Source organism: Idiomarina sp. UBA4520, assembly GCF_002388365.1.
GTDB lineage: Bacteria > Pseudomonadota > Gammaproteobacteria > Enterobacterales > Alteromonadaceae > Idiomarina > Idiomarina zobellii.
Window position 1 is genome coordinate 90,935 of record NZ_DGMK01000022.1, and the last position, 21,312, is coordinate 112,246.

The 21,312-nt window shown below is 47.2% G+C and carries 19 protein-coding genes; 13 read left to right on the forward strand and 6 right to left on the reverse strand.

What is annotated here, in order from left to right; all coding sequences use genetic code 11:
• Window positions 1-33: 33 nt before the first annotated feature.
• A complete protein-coding gene (locus tag B3850_RS11360) occupies window positions 34-2,172 on the reverse strand; it encodes a TonB-dependent receptor family protein (protein ID WP_286911758.1) in 2,139 nt (712 codons plus the stop codon).
• Between the two features lie 227 nt (window positions 2,173-2,399).
• Between B3850_RS11360 and B3850_RS11365 the strand changes: the two genes are divergently transcribed.
• Genes B3850_RS11365 through B3850_RS11375 form a run of 3 tightly spaced genes read left to right on the forward strand, consistent with a single transcriptional unit; the run spans window position 2,400 to window position 5,095 of the window.
• On the forward strand, window positions 2,400-3,335 hold the full coding sequence (locus tag B3850_RS11365; protein WP_286911759.1) for an META domain-containing protein: 936 nt from the start codon (window positions 2,400-2,402) through the stop codon (window positions 3,333-3,335).
• 25 nt (window positions 3,336-3,360) lie between these two features.
• Window positions 3,361-3,807 (forward strand): RrF2 family transcriptional regulator, encoded by a 447-nt coding sequence (locus B3850_RS11370; protein WP_053953313.1) that lies wholly within the window; start codon window positions 3,361-3,363, stop codon window positions 3,805-3,807.
• A gap of 16 nt (window positions 3,808-3,823) precedes the next feature.
• Window positions 3,824-5,095 carry a metal-dependent hydrolase family protein gene (locus B3850_RS11375; RefSeq protein ID WP_286876085.1) on the forward strand — a complete coding sequence of 424 codons (1,272 nt, stop codon included), beginning with the start codon at window positions 3,824-3,826 and terminating at the stop codon, window positions 5,093-5,095.
• 15 nt (window positions 5,096-5,110) lie between these two features.
• Here the strand turns inward: B3850_RS11375 and B3850_RS11380 are convergent, their stop codons facing one another.
• Together B3850_RS11380 and B3850_RS11385 are read right to left on the reverse strand one after the other, a co-directional pair.
• Window positions 5,111-5,998 (reverse strand): MaoC family dehydratase, encoded by an 888-nt coding sequence (locus tag B3850_RS11380; RefSeq protein ID WP_286876087.1) that lies wholly within the window; start codon window positions 5,996-5,998, stop codon window positions 5,111-5,113.
• A 115-nt stretch (window positions 5,999-6,113) separates the two neighbouring features.
• Window positions 6,114-8,153, reverse strand: a complete 2,040-nt coding sequence (locus tag B3850_RS11385; protein ID WP_286876088.1) for a BCCT family transporter — start codon at window positions 8,151-8,153, stop codon at window positions 6,114-6,116.
• Window positions 8,154-8,299: 146 nt separating this feature from the next.
• Here B3850_RS11385 and B3850_RS11390 point away from each other — a divergent pair, with 146 nt between their 5' ends.
• Window positions 8,300-9,469, forward strand: a complete 1,170-nt coding sequence (locus B3850_RS11390; RefSeq protein ID WP_286911760.1) for a PAS domain-containing protein — start codon at window positions 8,300-8,302, stop codon at window positions 9,467-9,469.
• 12 nt (window positions 9,470-9,481) lie between these two features.
• Here B3850_RS11390 and B3850_RS11395 read toward each other — a convergent pair whose 3' ends face one another.
• Window positions 9,482-10,705, reverse strand: coding sequence for an AMP-binding protein (locus B3850_RS11395; protein WP_286876092.1), 1,224 nt, complete (start codon window positions 10,703-10,705; stop codon window positions 9,482-9,484).
• A gap of 186 nt (window positions 10,706-10,891) precedes the next feature.
• On the opposite strand from B3850_RS11395, the gene B3850_RS11400 reads away from it, so the two are divergent.
• Window positions 10,892-11,482, forward strand: a complete 591-nt coding sequence (locus B3850_RS11400; RefSeq protein ID WP_286876094.1) for a TetR/AcrR family transcriptional regulator — start codon at window positions 10,892-10,894, stop codon at window positions 11,480-11,482.
• Here B3850_RS11400 and B3850_RS11405 read toward each other — a convergent pair.
• Window positions 11,466-12,680 carry a cyanate transporter gene (locus B3850_RS11405; RefSeq protein WP_286911761.1) on the reverse strand — a complete coding sequence of 405 codons (1,215 nt, stop codon included), beginning with the start codon at window positions 12,678-12,680 and terminating at the stop codon, window positions 11,466-11,468. The genes B3850_RS11400 and B3850_RS11405 overlap by 17 nt on opposite strands.
• 109 nt (window positions 12,681-12,789) lie before the next feature.
• On the opposite strand from B3850_RS11405, the gene gmk reads away from it, so the two are divergent.
• From gmk to B3850_RS11425, 4 genes are all read left to right on the forward strand, one after another.
• The gene (gmk, locus tag B3850_RS11410; protein WP_273268439.1) at window positions 12,790-13,431 is read left to right on the forward strand and encodes a guanylate kinase; all 642 of its coding nucleotides are present in this window, start codon (window positions 12,790-12,792) and stop codon (window positions 13,429-13,431) included.
• A 63-nt stretch (window positions 13,432-13,494) separates the two neighbouring features.
• Entirely contained in the window at window positions 13,495-13,764 is a 270-nt protein-coding gene (gene rpoZ, locus B3850_RS11415; protein WP_053953306.1) for a DNA-directed RNA polymerase subunit omega, read from the forward strand.
• Between the two features lie 102 nt (window positions 13,765-13,866).
• Window positions 13,867-15,972, forward strand: coding sequence for a bifunctional GTP diphosphokinase/guanosine-3',5'-bis pyrophosphate 3'-pyrophosphohydrolase (gene spoT / locus B3850_RS11420; protein WP_286911762.1), 2,106 nt, complete (start codon window positions 13,867-13,869; stop codon window positions 15,970-15,972).
• Window position 15,973: 1 nt separating this feature from the next.
• The gene (locus B3850_RS11425; protein ID WP_053953304.1) at window positions 15,974-16,366 is read left to right on the forward strand and encodes a RidA family protein; all 393 of its coding nucleotides are present in this window, start codon (window positions 15,974-15,976) and stop codon (window positions 16,364-16,366) included.
• Window positions 16,367-16,373: 7 nt separating this feature from the next.
• On the opposite strand, the gene B3850_RS11430 is transcribed toward B3850_RS11425, so the two are convergent.
• Window positions 16,374-17,714: a Na+/H+ antiporter NhaC family protein gene (locus B3850_RS11430; protein WP_273268444.1), complete on the reverse strand. Its 1,341-nt coding sequence runs from the start codon at window positions 17,712-17,714 to the stop codon at window positions 16,374-16,376.
• A 136-nt stretch (window positions 17,715-17,850) separates the two neighbouring features.
• On the opposite strand from B3850_RS11430, the gene B3850_RS11435 reads away from it, so the two are divergent.
• From B3850_RS11435 to trmH, 4 genes are all read left to right on the forward strand, one after another.
• Window positions 17,851-19,074, forward strand: a complete 1,224-nt coding sequence (locus tag B3850_RS11435; protein ID WP_286876103.1) for a hypothetical protein — start codon at window positions 17,851-17,853, stop codon at window positions 19,072-19,074.
• Window positions 19,074-19,628, forward strand: coding sequence for a hypothetical protein (locus B3850_RS11440; RefSeq protein WP_286876105.1), 555 nt, complete (start codon window positions 19,074-19,076; stop codon window positions 19,626-19,628). Before B3850_RS11435 ends, B3850_RS11440 begins: the two co-directional genes overlap by 1 nt.
• A complete protein-coding gene (locus B3850_RS11445; RefSeq protein ID WP_286876106.1) occupies window positions 19,628-20,551 on the forward strand; it encodes a cation diffusion facilitator family transporter in 924 nt (307 codons plus the stop codon). Before B3850_RS11440 ends, B3850_RS11445 begins: the two co-directional genes overlap by 1 nt.
• A gap of 69 nt (window positions 20,552-20,620) precedes the next feature.
• Window positions 20,621-21,304, forward strand: coding sequence for a tRNA (guanosine(18)-2'-O)-methyltransferase TrmH (trmH, locus tag B3850_RS11450; protein ID WP_058578466.1), 684 nt, complete (start codon window positions 20,621-20,623; stop codon window positions 21,302-21,304).
• Window positions 21,305-21,312 lie beyond the last annotated feature (8 nt).

A 21,312-nucleotide genomic window follows, 5' to 3' on the forward strand; every position in this document is an offset into this window, starting at 1 on the left:
GGCCGCAAAAAAGCCAGGGAGAGAGTCTGGCGTTTAGAAAGTGTATTCAACACCAAATGACGCTGTTTGAGGCTTGTTAGGGAGTGCACCGTGCGGTGAGCGAGCCACAATTTTTTGCTGGTCAAACAGGTTTTCGACTTTGAAATAAACCGCCATGTTATTGTTCATTTCGTAGCGGCTGACAAAGTCAGTCACAAATACAGACTCCGTTCTGTCGAATTGACTGTTGGTACGGTTACAGCCGACATCGACACACATCTCGTCCGCGTACTTCGCTACAACGTAGTTAACCCAACCGTTTTGGTTGTCTAAAGCAACGCGCATACTGAAGGTGTTTTGCGGAATATCGTTTAACTCATCGCCATCCATTAGACCTGACACGGCGTTGTTTTTACTAATTTCACCTTTGGTGTAGGTGTAAGTCACATCTACAGGTATCAGGAAGCTACCCGCTTCAAAGGTGTTGCTCGCCTGGAATTCTAAACCGCGAACAACCGACTCACCCAATACATAGTAGCCTGACTCCGCACCGTTGTCACAAGGATTAGCAATAGAGCATTGCTGTGTGGTGTCGCTAAAGTCGCTGTAGAAGCCAACCGCTTCGACAAACAAAGCGCCTTGGTTGTAACGTACGCCAGCCTCGTAGTTCGTGCTGGTTTCAGGCTCTTGGTTCTCTTTTGCACCGCCACCTAAAGGAGAAAAACCTTTGTGTACGCCTGCCAGAACCTGCCAGTTGTCGTTTACATCATAAGTAAATGATGCCCCTGGCAACCACTCGCTGCTGTCATTCGAGCGTGCACTGTCAAGTTCTGAGCGAGCTGTGTCAGCAAATTGATAGCGGTAGGACTCTACGTCTTCATATCTCAGCGCGACGTTGACCATTAACGCATCGCTTACTCGCCACTCGTCAGTTAACCATACGCTCAACGCGTCAGCGCCCTCTAAGCGGTTATTGCTTCCAGTTGGCATGACGATGTTTTGGAAAACCAAGCTGCCGTTCACTTGATCGTATACAGAAACAGGTTGGAAGCGATCCATCTCGTCACTATGGTCGCGAGCGCCCAGCTCCAACGTATGGTTAGCTAGCGCAAACTGCGCATTGGCCTCGATGCCTTTTGATTCGTACGCGCGGTTGTTGTTTTTGTAGTTCAGACCAGTCTCATCCATGGGGCCGTGCAGTATGGCTAAGGCATCTTCATCGCCATTGTTAGCGGCATTAACATACGCATTACCGCCATCAAGTTTGAACCAGTTACGAGCGAAGTCATTGTAGTAACCAAGGATATTCAGTGTAAGGTTATCTGACGCTTCGAATGCATAATTCAGGCTATAGCCTTTATGTGAATTGTCCATCTGATCGATTTCCGACAATCCATAGCGACGGTTTTCATCTTTTTCGAAGTCTGAATCTGTTAGTCCCAGATAGGTTTCGTTTGAAATCTCTTCGGAGTACTGAACTTTAGCCAACAAGCTTTGACGACCGCCTGTCCATTTTAGTTTGGCCACATAATCTTCAATGTCGAACCCGGCGTCACGGCTGCTGCGGTCGATATCTTTAAAGCCGTCACTGCTGCGTTGAACGGTTTCTAGCAAGAAGCCCCACTGACCTTCTGTGCCGCCAACATGAGCATGAATATCGCGGCTGCTGTTTTCACCGAATTCGGTCAACACTTGACCACCGAACTGTTCCGGAACGGGTGTTGTAACCAGATTAAGTACACCGCCAGTGGTTTGAGGGCCATAGCGCAATAATGGAGCCCCCTTCAGCACTTCAATAGAAGACATGCGGAATGTCGTTGGGAAGTAATACGCGGCTGGGTTTGAATAAGGGGCGGGCGCTACCATAACGCCGTCTTCCAAAAGAGTAACTTTACTGACACGACCAGCGGTAGCTGCGCGAATACCAATGTTGGGTCGTAGGCCTTGACCGTCTTCTTCACGCACATAAACACCGGGGATGGTTTTCATTAACTGGTTAATGTCCGTTGGTACCTCGATGCGCATCTGTTCTTCGTCGATAACCGCGCTTGAGCCCGCTGTGGCCCTCGAGTCAGTTTTCGTACCGATGATTTTGATTTGTTCAATGTCATCAGTTCGGTCAATTGCAACTTCTGCAAAGGCTGGCGCTGCGAAGCTTGCGAGAATAGCCGTAGTCAGTAACGTCTTTTTCATGATCTACCCTGTTAATGTTTTTTGAAAGGTTATTTCATTATTGGTTTATCGAATTGCTGCGAATGCTAATATAAATAATAATGATTCGCAACAACGTTTTTGATCTATCGCAATTCCTTAGTCGGTTTTTTTGAGGCACTGGTCGCTGGTTTCTTCAGAGCGTTTGGTTAAAAGTGCATTCGCGAGTAAAGTGTGTAGATAAAGAATAAGTAGCTAAGGCGTTTTAAATGATGAAGATAATAAAACTGGCGGCGGTGCTGAGTGCACTTTCCGTTTTAATAGGATGCAGCTTACTCACCAGTGACTCGAAACAACGTATTCAGTACCAATGCGGCGCAGCAGAAGTCGAGCTCAACTTTGCTGACGAATCGGCGACACTTCATTACAAAGACAGCTCGGTACCTTTGAAGCAAGTGGTTAGCGCATCCGGTGCACGATACAACGATGATGCTGACCCAATAACCCAGTACTGGGGAAAAGGGAACGAAGCAACTATTACCTGGCGTGGGCAGGAGTTGCCGACGTGCGTCGAACAAGGAACATTGCCAAAACATTTCACGGGGCGTGGCAACGAACCTTTTTGGCAGGTGGCAGTTAACCCGCAGCATATGACCATTACTACGCCAGACACTGAAGCCATAGTCGACGTTTCGCCTGCTAAGGTTGTTTCAGAGAGTCCTTATGAATGGCGTATTGAGTCAGCAACAGAAACGCAGTTAGTGGTCATAGATACCTTATGTCGAGATTCCATGAGCGGACGTCTCTATCCCTACCAAGTCGATTTGCACGAAGGCGGTAATGTCTATTCCGGCTGTGGCGGTGACAGCGAATGGCTGGTGCAGGGCGTTGAGTGGCAATTGGTTGAGTTTGACGAGCATTCACTGAATACGAAAGCGCCAACACTGAGTTTTCTGGCTGACGGCCAGTTGACCGGGTTTAATGGCTGCAACCGCTACTTTGGTCAATACAACTTAGGCGGTGAGCTGGCGCAAATACGACTGATGGGTAGCACCAAAATGGCGTGTCCGGAAACTGCCAGCCAACTGGAAAGGAACTTCAGTGAAGCCATGCAGCGTGTTTATCAAGTCAGCATCGATAATAAAGAGCGGTTAGTGTTGACCACTCGCGGTAATCGACAACTGATTTTTGTCGAGCAAAACTAGCAATATCCTGATAGGGTTAATACCTATGCAACTTAAAAAATACACCGATTATGGCTTGCGCGTTTTAATGTATTTAGCGGCCAAAAAAGATGATGACAGAGTGACTATTGATGAGCTCAGTGGCATTTTTAATGTGCCCAGAAACCACTTAAATAAAGTGGTCCATCAATTGGGAAAGGAAGGGCTCATTGAAACCCGACGGGGAAAAAACGGCGGTTTTTTGCTGGCCGTTGACCCCGCCGATGTTCGACTAGACAAGATCATTCGTCGGCTGGAAGGTGACGAATACTGGATAGATTGTCACAAGCCTGAATGTGCGATATTTCCAGCCTGCGAGCTGAAGAATTTAATAAACGAAGGTAAGGAAACGTTCTATCGGTTTTTATCAGACTATACATTGGCTTCGCTAATGCAGAATGACGCTGATATTCGCCGACTCTGGGGACAGGAAATTCCAATAAACGAAGCATAATAATAAGGGGAGTTTCATGCTTAAAAAGTTAGCAGTAGGCATAGCCGTTGGTTTGGCTGCAACATCTGCGCAGGCGAGTGACTGGCTGCATTGCGGCGATGTTTTTGACAGCCAATCAGGGCAACTTGTTGGTGAGCGCTATATTGAAGTTGAAAACGGTGATATTAAATCGGTGAAGGTTAATGCTCCGGGGAATTCGGGTAGTTTGATAGACTTATCGGACAGCACTTGCCTGCCTGGTTTTATTGACCTCCATGTGCATTTAGATGGTCAGTCAGGACCCAACTCATACATTAAACAGTTTACTCAGAACCCAGCCGACTTGGCCCTGGTTGCTCAGAATTACGGCATGAAAACGCTGAAAGCTGGCTTTACGACGGTACGTAACCCAGGCGACTCGGACAATGTGACTATCGCCCTGCGAAATGCGATTAACGCAGGCATTACCGATGGCCCGCGCATTTACACTGCAGGCAAGTCGATTGCTACAACAGGTGGGCATGCGGACCCGACAAATGGCTGGAAAGAACAGCTTATGGGTCGCCCAACACCGAAAGACGGGGTTATCAATAGTGAAGAAGATGCTCGTGAAGCGGTTCGTCAGCATTACAAAGATGGTGCCGACTTTATTAAAATTACCGCAACCGGTGGTGTATTAAGTATGGCCAGCAGCGGTGATAACCCTCAGTTTACTGACGATGAGTTAGAAGCTTTGGTTGATATTGCCGATGATTACAACTTTCATGTGGCGGCTCATGCGCACGGTAAAGCAGGTATGCTTCGCGCAGTAAAAGCGGGTATTGCCTCAGTTGAGCATGGTACCTATATGGACGATGAAGTCATTGCTGCAATGAAAGAGCATGGCACGTATTTAGTGCCAACAATACTGGCGGGTAAATTCGTTGCTGAAAAAGCCGAAATTGATGGCTACTTTCCTGAAGTCGTAAGGCCGAAGGCGCGCGAAATTGGTCCTAAAATTCAGGATACCTTCGCAAAAGCGTATAAAGCCGGTGTGAACGTTGCCTTTGGTACGGACACTGGTGTGTCAGCGCATGGTGACAATGCGCTGGAATTCCAGTACATGGTCGAAGCGGGTATGCCGGAAGCTGAAGCAATTCAAGCGGCAACCAGTATCGCTGCTGACTTCCTTAAGAACGATAAAATTGGCCGTATCGAAGCGAATAAGAAAGCCGACATTGTGGCGGTAAAAGGGAATCCTTTAGAGGATATTACACTGCTGCAAAACGTTAGCTTCGTTATGAAAGACGGAAAAGTATATAAGCAGTAATATAATGATGAGGGGTCAGTCGAACCGTACTGACCCTTCTAGTTTTAAAGATGTATGGTCGCCACTGCGCACTTCATACTTGGTTTTATCTTCCTCGTAATTCACCCATAGTTGCACTCTCGCAGGCAAAATAACCGGTCGTTTAAAGGTTACATCTATGTAGGTCACTGCTTTTGACTGTTGGCGTTCGAGCTCTGCTTGGGCTCGCGCCATCATATACATGCCGTGAATTATCGGTTTTTCAAACCCGAACCAGCGCGACACGAGCGGATGCAAATGGATAGGGTTAAAATCGCCGGATATACGAGCGTATCGACGACCCATACCGCTGCCTAATTGCCAGTGCGCTAAGTTGTCCCAACCTTCATCGGGCTCAAAGGGTTTAGGGGGCGCTTTTTTAGCTTTGGCGTTGCTATTATCGCCTTTCATGACCTGATAAACACTGGTGCATGTGGAGACTTTCTCACCGTTTTGCCAAAACTCGACCGTGAACTGGGGCCTTAACCGGCGTGGAGACACATCAGGTCCGCGCTTAGGTACTTTGACTTTTGACACCAGTTGAAACGACTGGTCGGTTTGAATAACCGCATGGCGCTCTAGTTTGTTGCTGACGTGCACCAAACCCGGTGCCGGCCAGGGGAAGCTGTCATCGAGCATTTGCGCTAAGTGCGCACGCTGCGCAATGCAATAAAGCATGGCAAGCGGGACATCACTCACAAAGCCACCAAAAGCATCGTGATACTTTTCAAGTTGCTTCGCTGCCGGAGCGGGAATGGAGTAGTGCTTTTCCAGGGTTTCTGAATCGGCCTCAGACTCGTCGCTACGCTGCAAGGTAAATAGTGACTTGAACAGCATACTTGGCATGGGGGCAAGTTTTTGCGGATGATTATCCACACGTTCCATAGTGATAGTGACTCCCTACTGACTTAGTGGTTATTCTCGCACATGTTGCAAAAATTCAACAGTCCGACCACTAAAAAGCCGCTCCGAAGAGCGGCTTAGCTTGTTTTTCTTCGCATTACTTATTGGTTTCTATGTCGTCGTTAAGATCTTCATCATGTTTTTCGAGATCCCACGGCAGAACACCCGGGCTGTGGTGTCTGAAGTGCAGGTAGTTCTCGAATTGGTTAATGACGTCATTGATGATATCCGACGATTCATAACCGTAAAGATCATACGACTGACCACCCTGTCTCAGGAATACCTCTGCACGATAGTAAGTTTCGCGGTTTTGGTCGTTGCTAAGCACAAACTCAGGTAACAAGTAGTCGCGCAGACGTATTTCGTAAGCGAAGTCCAAGTCATTTTCTTTTTCAACGCTTAAAATAATACGGTTGTGCTCCTCGTCCGTCGTGAACTCAGCTGGCCAGTCCTGGCTTTTCAGCTCTTCTTTTACTTTTTTCAAAGACTCTGTCGCTGGTCCGTTAATAAATTCCAGTACAGGTTCTTTTTTCGGAAAGTCGACCAGGCCGGCTAAGCGTTTTTTCCAATAGTCGGGTCCTGCATTTACCCCACGACGATGATGATGTCGATGGCTCTTAAGACTGTTGTATTGGTGTCCTTCAATAACTAACGCTCGCCACATTCCTGCCGCCGATATCAAAATAATGACAGCGAACGGTAAGGCACTAGTTATTGCTGCGGTTTGCAGCGCGCCTAAGCCGCCGGCAACCAGCAGTACTGCCGCAACAACGCCTTCACTACTTGCCCAGAAAACACGCTGCCATACAGGTGTTTCCATACCACCGGATGCTAGCGAGTCGATAACCAGTGAGCCAGAGTCCGATGATGTCACGAAGAAGGTAATAATTAAGAGCACAGTGACAAAGCTAACAATGCTGGTCAGAGGCAGTTCTTCGTAGAGTTTAAACAGGGCTATGGCCTGGTTATCCTGCACTTCAGAGATGAGTGCTGTGTAACCTTCGTTCATGATCATATTCAAAGCGGTATCGCCAAATACGGCGAACCAGAAGAACGTGAATATGGTAGGCACGAACATGACCCCAAAGACAAACTGGCGAATAGTGCGACCGCGACTGATTTTGGCAATGAACAGCCCAACGAACGGTGCCCAGGCGATGGTCCAGCCGAAGATAAATAGCGTCCAGTTACCAATCCAGTCACTGCGTTCATAAGCTTGCAAGTTAAAGGTACGTTCCACAATGCCGCTTAAGTAAGCGCCAGTGTTTTGCAGGAAGGTTTCCAGAATGTGGATTGTAGGTCCGGCAATGAACACGAATAATAGTAGGAAAAGCACCAGTGTCATGTTCAACAGAGACAGCCGTTTAATCCCTTTATCCATGCCGGCAACAACCGATGCTATTGCGGCAAGAGTGATAACACCTATTGCAATAACTTGTACGGTGGTCCCCACGGGGATGTCTTCCCACAAATAGTTGAGGCCGGTGTTTATTTGTATTACCGACAAGCCCAGGGTTGTGGCAATACCAAACATGGTTCCCAGCACCGCAAAGGTATCAACGGCGTGTCCTATTGGTCCATTAATTTTCTCGCCAATTAGCGGGTACAGCGTAGAACGCATGGACAGTGGAAGGCCATGTCGGAATGAGAAATATGCCAGAACTAAACCTACTAAGCCGTAAATTGCCCAAATGTGGAAGCCCCAGTGGAAGTAGGCAATTTGCATAGCCTGTTTAGCTGAGCCGATTGTTTCAGCCGCGCCTGCGGGAGGTTCCGCGTAATGTAAGACAGGCTCTGAGACACCGAAGAAAAGCAAAGCAATACCGTAACCCGCCGAAAACAGCATGGCGAACCAAGAGGTAAAGCTGTATTCCGGTTCGCAATGGTCGGGACCTAATTTAATACGCCCCCAGCGCGATATTGCCACACCAATAATGAATACTAAGAAAAGAGCGACGGCGAGCATGTAAAACCAACCAAAGTTGTCAGTAATGCCTGCTAACGTCCAGTTAAACAGTTCACCGGCTTTTTCAGGCGCGCTTAACGTCCCTATTACCAGCAAAGCGATGACAATAACAGCCGGTAAAAACACCGGAATCAGTATTGCGTTGTGCCACTTAGCTTTCTCCGCTGACATAAAAACTCCTGTTTTTATTATGGTTTGTATATATATAGCGTACTTATTTTGTTTTGTAATGGGTCACTTTACATTTCTTTTACTGCTTATTTTGTAATCTTTAAGGTATGATGAGCGCTTATTCATATTTATGAGTTAGCGGTTATATGAATGCTCAGAAGTCATCAGTTGATTTAGTCAGTTTAACAAACGCACTGCCTGGTGCTGTCTATCAGTTAGAGTTAACCGAGAATGGCGACTGGCACTTTCATTTTGTCAGCGAAGGCATCGAAAGTATTTACGGCTGTTCGGTGGCCGACCTTCAGCAAAACACTTGTGTGCTTAAAGACATTATTGTTGCAGATGATTATGACTCTGTGGTTAATAGTTTGCTTGATTCGGCGAAGTACCAAATTCCGTGGAACAAAGAATACAGAGTAGTTCGTAATGGCGAAATACACTGGGTTTATGGGCACGCGGTGACTGAAAAGCAGGCTAATGGCAGCACTCTTTGGAAAGGCCAATTGCTGGATATTACTGAGCGTAAGCAGTTAGAGCTGACGGTTAAAAGACATCAACGGAATCTTGAACTTGCCGAACGGGTCGCTAACTTAGGCCACTGGAAATTGAACTTAAACACCGGCAAGTCGGTTTGGTCAGACACAGTGTACGAGCTCTACGGCTTAGAAAAAAGCAAGACTGACCCTGGCCTCGATATCGTCATGGAAAAAACGCATCCGCAGGACCGTCAGGCAGTCACGGAAGCCATTGAAGCCGCTAAAAAGTCTGGTGTTCGTGACGTTGAGCACCGTATTATTCGTAGCGATGACACTGTTCGTTGGTTGCGTGAGTCGGGTATTTATCAGCTCGATGAAAATGGTGATGAGATCATCTTTGGTACGGTGCAGGACATTACCGAATACAAAGAAATGGAGCTGAAACTTCGCAGTACCGGTGGTGAAGACGAGCACACCGGTTTTTACAACCGACGTATGATGCTACGCGCATTGCAGCGGCGCTTTAGTTTTTATAAAGCACACCCAGAATACCCATACTTCTTGTTGGTTCTGCAGGTGACTAACGACGCCAAAACGCTGGCGCATACGGCAGAAATTGTTCGCGCAAATATCAGAGATTACGATACTCCCGGGCACTTGGGTAATGGCTTAATTACTGTGCTGCTGTCAACGCTGTCGTCACCCGAAAATAAAAGCAGTCTTCGACGAGTTATGGCGCAACTCTCTAATGCCGGCATTGAAGGTCATTGTATATTGGAAGAGGCTCGAAGTACCGACAGTCGGTTCGATGACATCTTGACGCGCGCGTTGCCTAAATAAACCCAGTTTAATTTAAAGAGTCCAGTCCCTGCGCTTGCCCATGCTATTGGTTGGAATCGCGCTTCCGAAGCTAACATGAGTGGGGATTTCAATATCGATCAGTTGCTCGCTCAACCACTGTTTCAGGCTGGTCTCTGTCAGGTTGTCGCAGCCGCTTTTCATAACGACATAAGCTTTTAATCCCTCGCCTTCGTCAGGCTTTTTCTTCCGTACAGCTGCAGCTTCAACCCCTGGGTGTGACTCTATAGTCGCTTCAATGCGTGATGGATAAACGTTAGTTCCTTTTATTGATACCGCATTATCGACTCGTCCGCTGACGGTAAAGGTTTCATCGGAATGCCAGTTAAGTCCGTCCGGCAACTCGTAAGGCTGCTTCGCGTTTTTGTCCAGTAGCTTGCTGGCAGAGTCTTTTTTCCAGCGAGGGAACAGTTGAAAGGGGTTGTTAGGCGAGAGTCGGTAACCAATACCTGCCGTTTCTGAGCTGCCGTAAATTTCGATAACTTTAGAGGCGCCCAACGCATAAAGGCCATTTACGGTTTCCGCAGGACATGGACCTGATGATGTGGTGAACGTCACTTCGCTGGGGATATGCCTTAACAGTTTGACCGCCTGAGTTAAGGCTTCAGGAAAGCCAATAACAAGATCCTCCTGCTGTAAGGAGCCGCTGGTTAGTTTTTGGAACGCTTTAAAGCCTCGCACAACCGGTACATCCAGAATGTCAGGCAGTAATACTGAAAACAGCAATCCGTAAATATGGTGAGACGGTACCAGCGCAACCACTTGATTAACTTGGGCTGATTGCTGCTTGATAAGGTCTGATAAAAACTGAGCTTCATCAGCCAAGTTAGACCATGAGTGCTGACAAGCTTTCGGTTCTCCGGTACTGCCTGAGGTAGTGACGGTAATATCCTCAGAGGCAATTTCGCGAGCTTTAGCCACAATGTCGGCCCAGTCGCTAAGTGTATTTTTTCGCAGTAAGTAGTCTTCAATACCACTTTCTGCCATATTGAAGAACTGCACAACGCGACCGGCAATCGCCATCCACTCGAGTGAATCGACAACAACTTCGTGAAATGAATCAGAAGAGGCCTTGCTTTGCGGCACCAGTTCATCGTTGGCTTGCCAAGTACGACGACGCCACTCGTTACTTTCGGCAGGGCGCAGCCTTGTCAGCTCCTCGGCAACTAAGTCGCCAATAAGCTGAACAAGTGCTGGTTTTCTTAAACTGACGGTCATTTTACAGGCGTTTTACAAACACCCAATAAGTATCACCCGTTAGTGCTTTCTTCATGTGAACTTTTACTTCTTATTAGTATGGAATGGCTCAGGTTAGATCACATTCCTTAACAAATTCTTTACTGTAATAACCAAAATAGCGGTCTATACTTAATTTTTTATGAGCAACACCAAGGGGACACAAGGATGCCAAGAACACCCCAGTTTCACCGTGAGACAGCATTAAATAATGCGCTGCAGTTATTCTGGCGGCAGGGTTACCATGCCACTTCAATGAAAGATATTGAGGAAGCGATGGATATGCGACCGGGTAGCATTTATGCGGCGTTTGGTAATAAAGAATCTTTATTTAAAGAAGCGTTGGACTCGTACTTTGCTATGGTTGAGGAAGACTTTAAAAATACCATTGCCAAGCAACCATCGGTATTGCAGGGCTTTCGCCAGTATCTTAAAAATATCGCAAAAGCGGATGAGAGCTGCGCACCGACAAAGGCCTGTATGTTGGTGAAAACTTTATTGGAATTTACGCCGGAAGACAAAGCCTTCAGCGAGCCCGTGCATGCGTATTTAGACTCAATTGAAGCAATGTTTACTGAAGCACTGAGTGAAGCCCAAAGCCGTGGCGAACTGAGTAGACAGAGCTCTCCTGAAAAGTTGGCAAGACTAATACAAACCAATGTTATTGGCTTAAGAACCATGGCTCGACGCAGCAGTTCACAACCCTATCTTGAAGCTTTGGTCGATGATGTGGTCGCTCGTATTATTCCTGTGAATTAAACAAGCCTTTGTAGCCTTTAGGATTAAACTGCCACGTCATTGCTAAAATAATGACACCGACGAGAATATGTAATTGCCAACCGAATGTGTAGTTACCGGAAAAATCGCGGAACCAACCGGTAACTAGAGGCATTAAACTGGCAAACATAAACCCAATACCCTGCATGAAGGATACCAGACGACCAGCCTGAACGGGATTGTCGATATGGTCTAGCGCCATAACAATGCACAGTGGGAAAGCGCCACCCAAACCAAAACCGCAAAGTGCCGACCATAGCCAGGGCGACACATTTGGAAACCAACTCAGACCGATAAATCCAACCATTTGTGTGAGTACAGCCAACGCTAACCAAGGGCGGCGATCTTGTGAACGTGATAACGCGGGTAAAATTAAAGCGCCAATCACCTGAACTAACGAAAAAAGCGCCAGTAAATTACCTGAGGCCTGTGCAGACCAACCGAACTCGGCGTAAAAAGGTGCTATCCAGGCAATAAAACCAGCGTAACCGGCATTAACCAGTGCAAAATAAGCCCCCAGAATCCAGGCTCGCGGTGTTTTATAAGCACGCAGCAGCAAATGTCGTGGTGGTACGCTGGCAACCGGCGTTCGGTTAATGGGTAAATACCAAATAATGAATACTAGTGCCGCCAACAGGCTCCAGCTCCCCATGGCTTGGTATCGTTCAGGTAGCAAGCCGGCAGCCCAGGGAGTGGCAACAGCACCTAACGCAGCCCCGCCCATCAGGGCTGCCGACCAAAGACCGGTCACTAAGCCGAGCCGTTTCAAATATTGCTGCTTGGTGAGCTCGGGAATAACAATGTGCAGCAGTGAGATACCGACACCGCCAACAATAGCGCTGGTCATCATACTGGTGCTGGTGGGCTCAAATAAGCGCACGATAAGACCGGCGGTTAAAATAAGCAGCCCCAGTCCAATACCGTGGCGGTAACCCAGAGCAGTAGTGACACGCCCGGCAAACAACGCCATAGCGCCAATCATTAAAATTGGAATAGTGGTAAGCAACGAAACTTCACTGAACGACAAGCCGGTTATGTCGCGTAACTCGCCGGTTAGTGGTCCGATAGAGGTCAGCAAAGGCCTTAAGTTCAGCCCTAGTAACACTAATACCGCTAAGCTCAGTGCAAGTCGAACGCCTGACGGAGCAGGAGTGAATGTTGGCTCTTTTTGCAAACTCATACCGCTGGTTATTTAAAACCTTACTTTACTGAATTTTTATCGTTGTGTGAAACCGTGTTATTCTTTGGCGCCAACAGTCGCTATCCTTTTCTTAGAAAGAGTACCCGTTATGACCGCATCTACGGCGCCAGGGAATTTATTTATTGTTGCTGCTCCGAGTGGTGCAGGCAAATCGAGTTTAATAAAAGCCTTGTTGGACAAGTACGCCGACGACTCCATGCAAGTGTCTGTATCGTCAACCACACGAGCCCCCAGACCCGGAGAAGTTGACGGTGTACACTATCACTTTCTAAAGGTTGATGAGTTTGAACAGCGCATAGCAGCGGGCGAGTTTTATGAATGGGCTAAGGTGTTTGATAACTACTACGGTACTTCTCGTAAAGTGGTCGAATCGCTTCTGGCTGAGGGCAAAGACGTCTTCTTAGATATTGACTGGCAGGGAGCGCAGCAAGTCCGCGAACATTACCCCGATGTGCGCTCTATTTTCATTGTACCGCCAAGCTTGGCTATTTTAGAGCAGCGTTTGCGAGCACGAGGACAAGACTCTGAAGAGGTTATAGCGAAGCGTATGGCGAAAGCCCAGGCAGAAATGTCGCATTATCATGAGTTCGATTACCTGCTGGTGAACGACGATTTTAATGACTCGTTACATGCTCTGGAGCACATTGTTATGGCGCAACGTCACAAAATGCCGCACCAGCAAGTAAGATATTCGCAGGTATTGAAGGAATTACTTGGATCGTCCGGCTGAATTCCGTATAATTCTTAGCCTTTCGAAAAATGTCACTCAAGTTTTAGTGGGAGTAAGTAAACCATGGCTCGCGTAACCGTAGAAGATGCTGTAGACCGTGTAGGTAACCGTTTTGATTTAATCTTGTTAGCGTCACGCCGTGCGCGTCAAATTGCTAATGGAAAAGAGCCTCTCGTTGAAACCAAAAATGAAAAGCCAACCGTTATTGCGTTGCGTGAAATTGAGCATGGCTTAATTGACAGCGCACGTTTAGACGTAGAAGAGCAAGCCGCTCAGCAAGAGCAAGACGCAGAAGAGCTGCGTGCTGTTGACGCTTTGCGTGGCATTGAATAAAAGATATCAGTTCGCCAACGGTATCAATACCGTTGGCAAATCTCGCAAATCCCCTTATTCTGAAAGTATATCCATTGTCCAGTCTTAACTGGGGAGTTCTCGGTGTACCTATTTGAAGGTTTAAAAGCGCAAGTTAGCGAGTATCTGCCGTCCGACCAAGTGGACAGAGTGGCGGAAGCATTTGTGGTGGCTAATGATGCCCACAGCACACAGAAGCGCAGTAGTGGTGAACCTTACATTACCCATCCGGTGGCAGTAGCCAGCTTACTGGCCGATATGCGGTTAGACTGTGAAACTATTATGGCGGCGTTGTTGCACGACGTTATAGAAGATACGGAAACCAGTCAGGAAGATCTCGCCGAGCAGTTTGGCTCAACCGTTGCTAGCCTCGTAGAAGGTGTTTCTAAGCTCGATAAACTGCAATTTAACTCTAAAGAAGAGGCGCAAGCTGAAAACTATCGCAAAATGATAATGGCAATGGTGCAGGACATTCGCGTAGTTTTGATAAAACTCGCGGACAGAACGCACAACATGCGTACTATCGAGCACTTGCGCCCGGACAAGCGTCGTCGCATTGCGCGAGAAACCTTAGAAATTTACGCGCCACTGGCTCACCGGCTGGGCATTCACGACATTAAAAATGAGCTTGAGCATTTAGGCTTTTGGGCGCTTTACCCATGGCGAGCACGACTGCTTGAGTCTGAGGTTAAAAAAGCCCGGGGTAACCGTCGTGAATTTACTGATCGGGTAAAAAGCGAAATAAACTCTCGCCTGGAAGGTAATAAAATCAGTGCCCGAGTGCTGGGCCGCGAAAAGCATCTGCACAGTATTTATCGAAAAATGCAGGCCAAAGAGCTCAAGTTCGAAGAGGTTATGGATATTTATGCGTTCCGCGTCATTGTTGATAGCGTGGACACTTGTTACCGAGTTCTGGGCGCACTGCATAACCTCTACAAACCTATAGAGACACGCTTTAAAGACTATATTGCCATTCCTAAATCGAACGGTTATCAGTCATTGCATACCTCATTAAAAGGTCCGCATGGGGTGCCAGTAGAAATTCAAATTCGTACTGAAGAAATGGATTTAATGGCTGACCGTGGGGTTGCCGCTCATTGGATGTATAAGAAAACCGATGACTCCGGCACCACCGCACAGGTGCGGGCTCGCAAGTGGATGCAGAGCCTACTCGAACTACAGCAAAGTGCTGGGAATTCGTTCGAATTTATTGAAAGCGTTAAGTCGGACTTATTCCCGGAAGAAATTTATGTGTTCAGCCCGGACGGGCGTATTACCGAGCTTCCGCAAGGTGCCACGGCAGTCGACTTCGCTTACGCAGTGCATACCGACATTGGCAATACCTGCATTGGTGCGCGAGTCAATCACCGTGCTTACTCGCTGAGCAAACCACTGGAAACCGGACAAACGGTGGAGATAAAAACAGCACCGAATTCGCGTCCGAACATCGCCTGGCTAAACTTTGTGGTAACGGGCAAAGCACGCGCGAAAATACGTCAGTATTTGAAAAGCCAGGAAGCGGACGAAGCCCAACAGTTGGGTGAGCGCTTACTTCGCTCAGCACTTGGACCTGTCAGTTATGATGATATTCCTGAGTCTGAATTTGAGCGCGTCCTTAAAGACACTAAAGTGGCGTCGAAAGAAGAGCTACTCAAGCAAATTGGTTTGGGCAATTTAATGTCCATAGCCATAGCGAAGCGTCTGTTAGGCGAGTTACAGCCATTAAAAGACGAGAATGCTTCTGAAAAGAGCCTTTCAATTAAAGGGGCGGAAGGCTTATTGGTTAGCTTTGCTAAATGCTGTCGACCTATCCCAGGTGACGATATTATTGCTCATGTCAGCCCCGGCAAGGGCTTGGTTATTCATCGTCGCGAGTGTAAAAACGTGCGCGGTCATGAGGATGATCCGGGACGTTACTTCCCTGTTGAATGGGATAACAAACCAGAAGCGGAATTTATTTCTGAAATTAGAATCGAAATTATTAACCACCAAGGCGTTTTAGCCCGGTTAACTTCTTCAATAGCGACCACCGGTTGTAATATTGACGGACTGAAAACAGAAGAAATTGACGCCAATATTTACTTTATCGATGTCGCATTAACGATAAGAAACCGGAAACATTTAGCGGATGTGATACGTCATATTCGTAAAATGCCGGATGTTCAGCGCGTGACGCGCTTAAGGAAGTAGTATGTCAAAAGTCATTATTTCTACCGATAACGCACCTGCGGCCATTGGCACTTATTCGCAGGCGGTAAAAATTGGAACAACAGTGTATCTGTCTGGGCAAATTCCACTGGTACCGGAAACTATGGAGCTGGTTAGCGAAGACTTCACTGCACAAGCGGAGCAAGTTTTTAAAAACCTGACCGCTGTCTGTGAAGCTGCCGGTGGCGAACTGCAGGACATGGTTAAGTTGCAAATTTACTTAACCGATTTGGGCGAGTTCGCTATTGTGAATGAAGTGATGGCGAAGTTCTTCAAAGAACCTTACCCAGCCCGTGCAGCCATTGGCGTGAAGCAATTGCCAAAGGGCGCACAGATTGAGATAGACGGCATTTTAGAGTTGCCGAGTACTAACTAAGTTAGGCTTACACCGACTCTGGCGCCGGCTCTCTGTCTTCCAGCGGGCGGCGCCAAATAATAATAGCAATAGCCACTGCCGCCAGAATAAAGCTGTAACCGGTGTGAATACTCACCGACAACGGCGATATCTTGAAGCTTGCCCCCATTAATAAAGCTTGCGCTCCGTAGGGCAAGGCACCTTGCACAACACAAGCAAAAATATCCAGTAGGCTGGCGCTTTGACGTGGCGCTAAATTACCAATTTTTGCCAACCGCTTACTGACTTCACCTGCCAAAAGAATGCTGACCGTATTGTTGGCAACACATAGGTTAGTTAATGCTGTCAGGCCAGCGATGCCGATGGCTGACGCACGTTGTTTGTGCTTGCTGACTTTATTCGCAGCAGCTTCAACAAATTGAGCTAGGAACGCCAGACCACCCTGCTGGCGAATAAGCGCAGATAGCCCACCAATAAGCAATGACAGTAAGAAAATTTCCTGCATGCTTTCAAAGCCTTTATAAATGTCCTGACTAAAGGCAACCCATTCGTAGTCCACTGTGAACATACCAAAAGCTGCCGCCAGGACAATTCCAAGCCCGAGTACTGCAAAAACGTTCAACCCCATAACCGCCAGTACGATGATCGCGAAGTAAGGCAGTGAGAGCCAGAGGTTGGCATCGGGAATTTTCAGAGGCGCTTCGCTGGTATCGTAAGTTACTAACCACAAAATAGTAATGATAGCTGCTGGTATTGCAATTTTTAGGTTCGCACGGAACTTGTCACGCATCGTACAGCCTTGCGTGCGTGTTGCGGCAATGGTGGTGTCCGAGATAATTGACAGGTTGTCACCAAACATCGCGCCACTGACTAATACACCCGCGAGCAGCGGTAAACTGATGTCGGTGGCCTCACCAATACCTAATACGACTGGAGCTAAGGCAGCTAGGGTTCCCATTGACGTCCCCATTGCTGTTGAAATAACCCCGGCAATAATAAACAGCCCGGGTAGGAGAAACGCCGCCGGAATAATGCTGAGCCCGAGTGCCACCATAGCATCCACGCCTCCGGTCGCTTCTGCAACTGTGCTAAACGCACCCGCAAGAAGGTAGATAACACACATGGTAATGATGTTATTGTCACCAACACCGGCAACGAAGGTGTTAATTCTCTCTTCAAAGGCCTGCTTGCTCAGTAGTATGCCCAGCACAATAGCGGGCAAAATGGCGACCGGACTCGGTAGCTGATAAAAGGCGTACTCGACCCCTTCGTTTTGGAAGTACAGGCCGGTGCCTAAAAATAGCACGAGGAATAACGCCAAAGGCAGGAGTGCTTTTGCGCTTGCCGGCTGCGGCGACGAATCTGTCATAAACTACCCTTTTATTTTTATTTGGACGTCCAGAAGCTTATCCGTCCACTGGTTTTTGTGCAACATTTTTTCTGCAACACGAAAGTACTGCATTGATTGTGACCACAGTGGTATATTTTTGCAAAAGGAGGCGTTTATGGATCAGTTTTTTGGCCGGGCGTATGTGTTTATCCCCTGCTATTTGGACGGTAAAGAGCTAAAAGGCAGTGAAACTGAACAAGGTTCTTATGTCACTGAAATTGCCGACAGGTTTTCAGAGGAAATTTCTAATCGTAGCTGGAACCAATTTGAGCGTGGGGCGCTAGGCCGCTTTTCATTTAATTTTCATGGTGAAAGTGAAAAAGATACCAACTGCGAACAGCTACCGGGCGATGTGTATTTCACGCTTAACCAACGCACTCAGCTATGTATTTTGACCATTGTGTTTGGTGTTACTGGTGAGCCGATTACTCAGCTACTCGACAGAGTGTCGCGTGAAGGTATTGAAATAACCGACGGCGACGAGCGTAATGCTAACTTTTATGCGTATTTAAAGAAAAAGCATGGCTTGCAGGTATCTGGCAAGGCGCGAGTTTGTCTTAGTACCGGACGAAAAGTGCCAGAAACCTTAAAGCCGTCGATATTTGCTAACGAAATGTATGAGTCTGACGTAATGGAGTCGGCGGGGTTGCTACCAACCTTTGGAAATGGCAGTTGGCAGGACAATATAGCGGTTTACAACAGCAGTGAAATTTACGCCAGTAAGACAACGGTACTGCGATACGATGACAACCTGGACAGGGATGATCCTGAGCTGTCTGGTACTTCCGTAAAGGCTATTCAGCGCGACTTAATGCTGACCTTTATTATTGAGTTGCTTATGTTCAGAGAGGCATCTATAAAACGTGCGAACCTGCGGGTGACTCATTCAATTCAAACCGATGAGAAACTGGAGCTGGACGACATTAATGACTTAATGGGCGACTTTAAGTCAGCGATTTTGTTCTGGGATCTGGATATATTTTTATACCCCTCAGCGCAGCAATTGGCTGACAGCCTGTTTGAAAAGTTTGATATTTATCGCTCGTTGGAAACTTACCGAAAAAACCAAAGCTTTCTTGAACAGCGGGTAAACCTGTCGAATGCTGCGCAGGCAGAAAAAGAAACCCGCACGATAAACTACATTGCTATTATCGTGTTCTTTTTCGAGGCGGTGCCGTTACTATTCGTGTTAGCTGAATCACTTATCCAGAAAAAGCCGCTTAATATGCTAGCGATATATTCCGGGATAGCTGCGATAAGTGTTAGTTTTGTCTTATTTGTAGCGATTTTGGGCATTGTAAGAATGCGCCGACTCACCAAAAAGGCGGTACGAAGTTAATGCAAGAAAAACAGTTAAGCCCCGGCTTTTTTACCTATGCAGAATTACAGGGAATGGGCAACACCGTTGATGACATTGTTGAAAAAACAGTGGCGTTATCGGCCGATGATATTTCCGGCTATGACTCGCAAGATAACGAGAGTCAGTATTGGTTAAAGCATCGTCGGAACAATATGTCATTGTTTGTTTGTGCTATGCAGGGTGACACTATGTTAGGCCACTTCTCAGCCATGCGCGTAAAAACAGATGAAGCAATGGCGTTTTTAGAGGGGAAGCGCTCTGAGACTGAGTTCACCGTGGTTTCAGGGCAGGATGCTCAAACAGCACCGCACTATGTTTATATTAGCGCCGTCGTGGTGAAGAAGACTTTGCGAAACAGTTCTGTTGCAATGAAACTGATACGACAAGGCTATCGTCTTTTGAATCAGTATTTAAAGGAAACCCCGCAAGCTAAGGGGATTTTTGCGGAAGCGTACTCGGAAGAAGGGCGAAGACTCTGCGAACTCTTTGGTATGAATAATATCTCGGCAAATTTTTATCGTAAGGATAGGTAATGTTCAGTAAAAAGCTCGATCCGGAGTTAGAGTCACAGTTGTTATCGTTATCGGTATTGGCCTCGTTGTTCTTCACGGTGTCGGGTATTGTGGTTGGGCTGTTAACCGGTTCGTCAGTGGTGCTTTTTGACGGCTTGTACTCGGGTATCAGCTTATTACTGTCCTATTTGTCGCTCATTGCTGCTAAAAATGTGAATGCCGACGACAGTGTGTCCTTTCCTTATGGCAAAAGCGCTATTGAGCCTTTTTTAGTCGGCGTTAAATACCTCACGTTAATTGTCTTATGTGTGTATTCTGCTTTTGCTGCCGCCTTTGATATTGCCGCTGGCGGCAGTGACGTGAATATCGACGTGGCGTTGGTGTATTCGCTTATCTCCTCGGTTGTCTGTGCGGGTGTTTACTTTTATTTCAAAAAAGCCTCAGCCAATTTGGAGTCAGACTTAGTTCGCTCTGAGTCTTACGAATGGTTTCTCGATACCATTTTGTCTACGGGCATATTTATTGGCTTTGTTGGTGCGCTAATACTCATGCGCGTTTCGATGGAAGAGTGGGTGCCCTATATTGACCCGGTATTGGTGTTGGTAGCGTCACTTGCGTTTATTGCTACTCCGCTGAAAGGGCTAATCCAAAGTGCCAAAGAACTCATTGGTTTTCAGCCGAAAGGAAAACTTGTCAAGCAGTTAAACCGAATTGTGGAAGAGGTTGAAGAAGAGAATAACTTCGACTCGAGTGTGGTTCGTATCCAAAAAGTTGGCCGTACCGTATTTCTGGAAATTGATTTTATTGTTAGACCCGACGACTTTTCTGTCACGGTGTTACGCCAGGATGCCATTCGCGAAAAAATACACAGTCAAATTGTAAAACTGGGGTACCGCTGGTGGTTGACAGTTGCCTTTACCAAAGACGAGAAATGGGTGGCTTAAGTGCAGTTAGGACTGATTCATCGACTCAGGTATACTGCTAATAATTAGTTCTTTTTTCGAAAAAATGCAATGAGTCCTGAACGCTATTTAAGAATTAACCAAATGCTCGATAAACGCCAGCCTGACTTAACGGTCATTATGGAGAACGTTCATAAGAACCATAATTTGTCGGCGGTAGTACGCTCTGCCGATGCGGTCGGTGTGCATGAAATACATGCTGTATGGCTGACTAAAAAGGCGCGATTGTCAGGTGGCACAGCGCTTGGCAGTCAGAACTGGGTGAAAATTCATAATCATAAGTCGATGGATGATGCTATTAGCACAGTCCGCGAGCAGGGTATGCAAGTTGTGGTTACGCATTTATCAGAGCACTCGGTTGACTTCAGGGACATTGATTACACCAAGCCGACAGCTATTTTGCTGGGGCAGGAGAAGTACGGCGTGACTGAGCAGGCGTTGGCGCAAGCTGACCATCATGTGATGATACCCATGGTCGGTATGGTGCAGTCGCTGAATGTGTCAGTAGCGGGTGCGGTGATGTTTTATGAAGCACAACGCCAGCGTGAACTAGCCGGTATGTATCAGTCGCCTCAAATTAGTGCTCAAGAGCGTCACCGGGTGCTTTTTGAAGGCGGGCACCCTATTTATGCGAAGGCGTGTAAGCGCAAAGGTATTGACTACCCCGAACTTGACGATGGTGGGCAAATTATTGCGAACGACAGTTGGTGGCAAGCTATGCGGGAAAAACGGTAAGGGGGCAT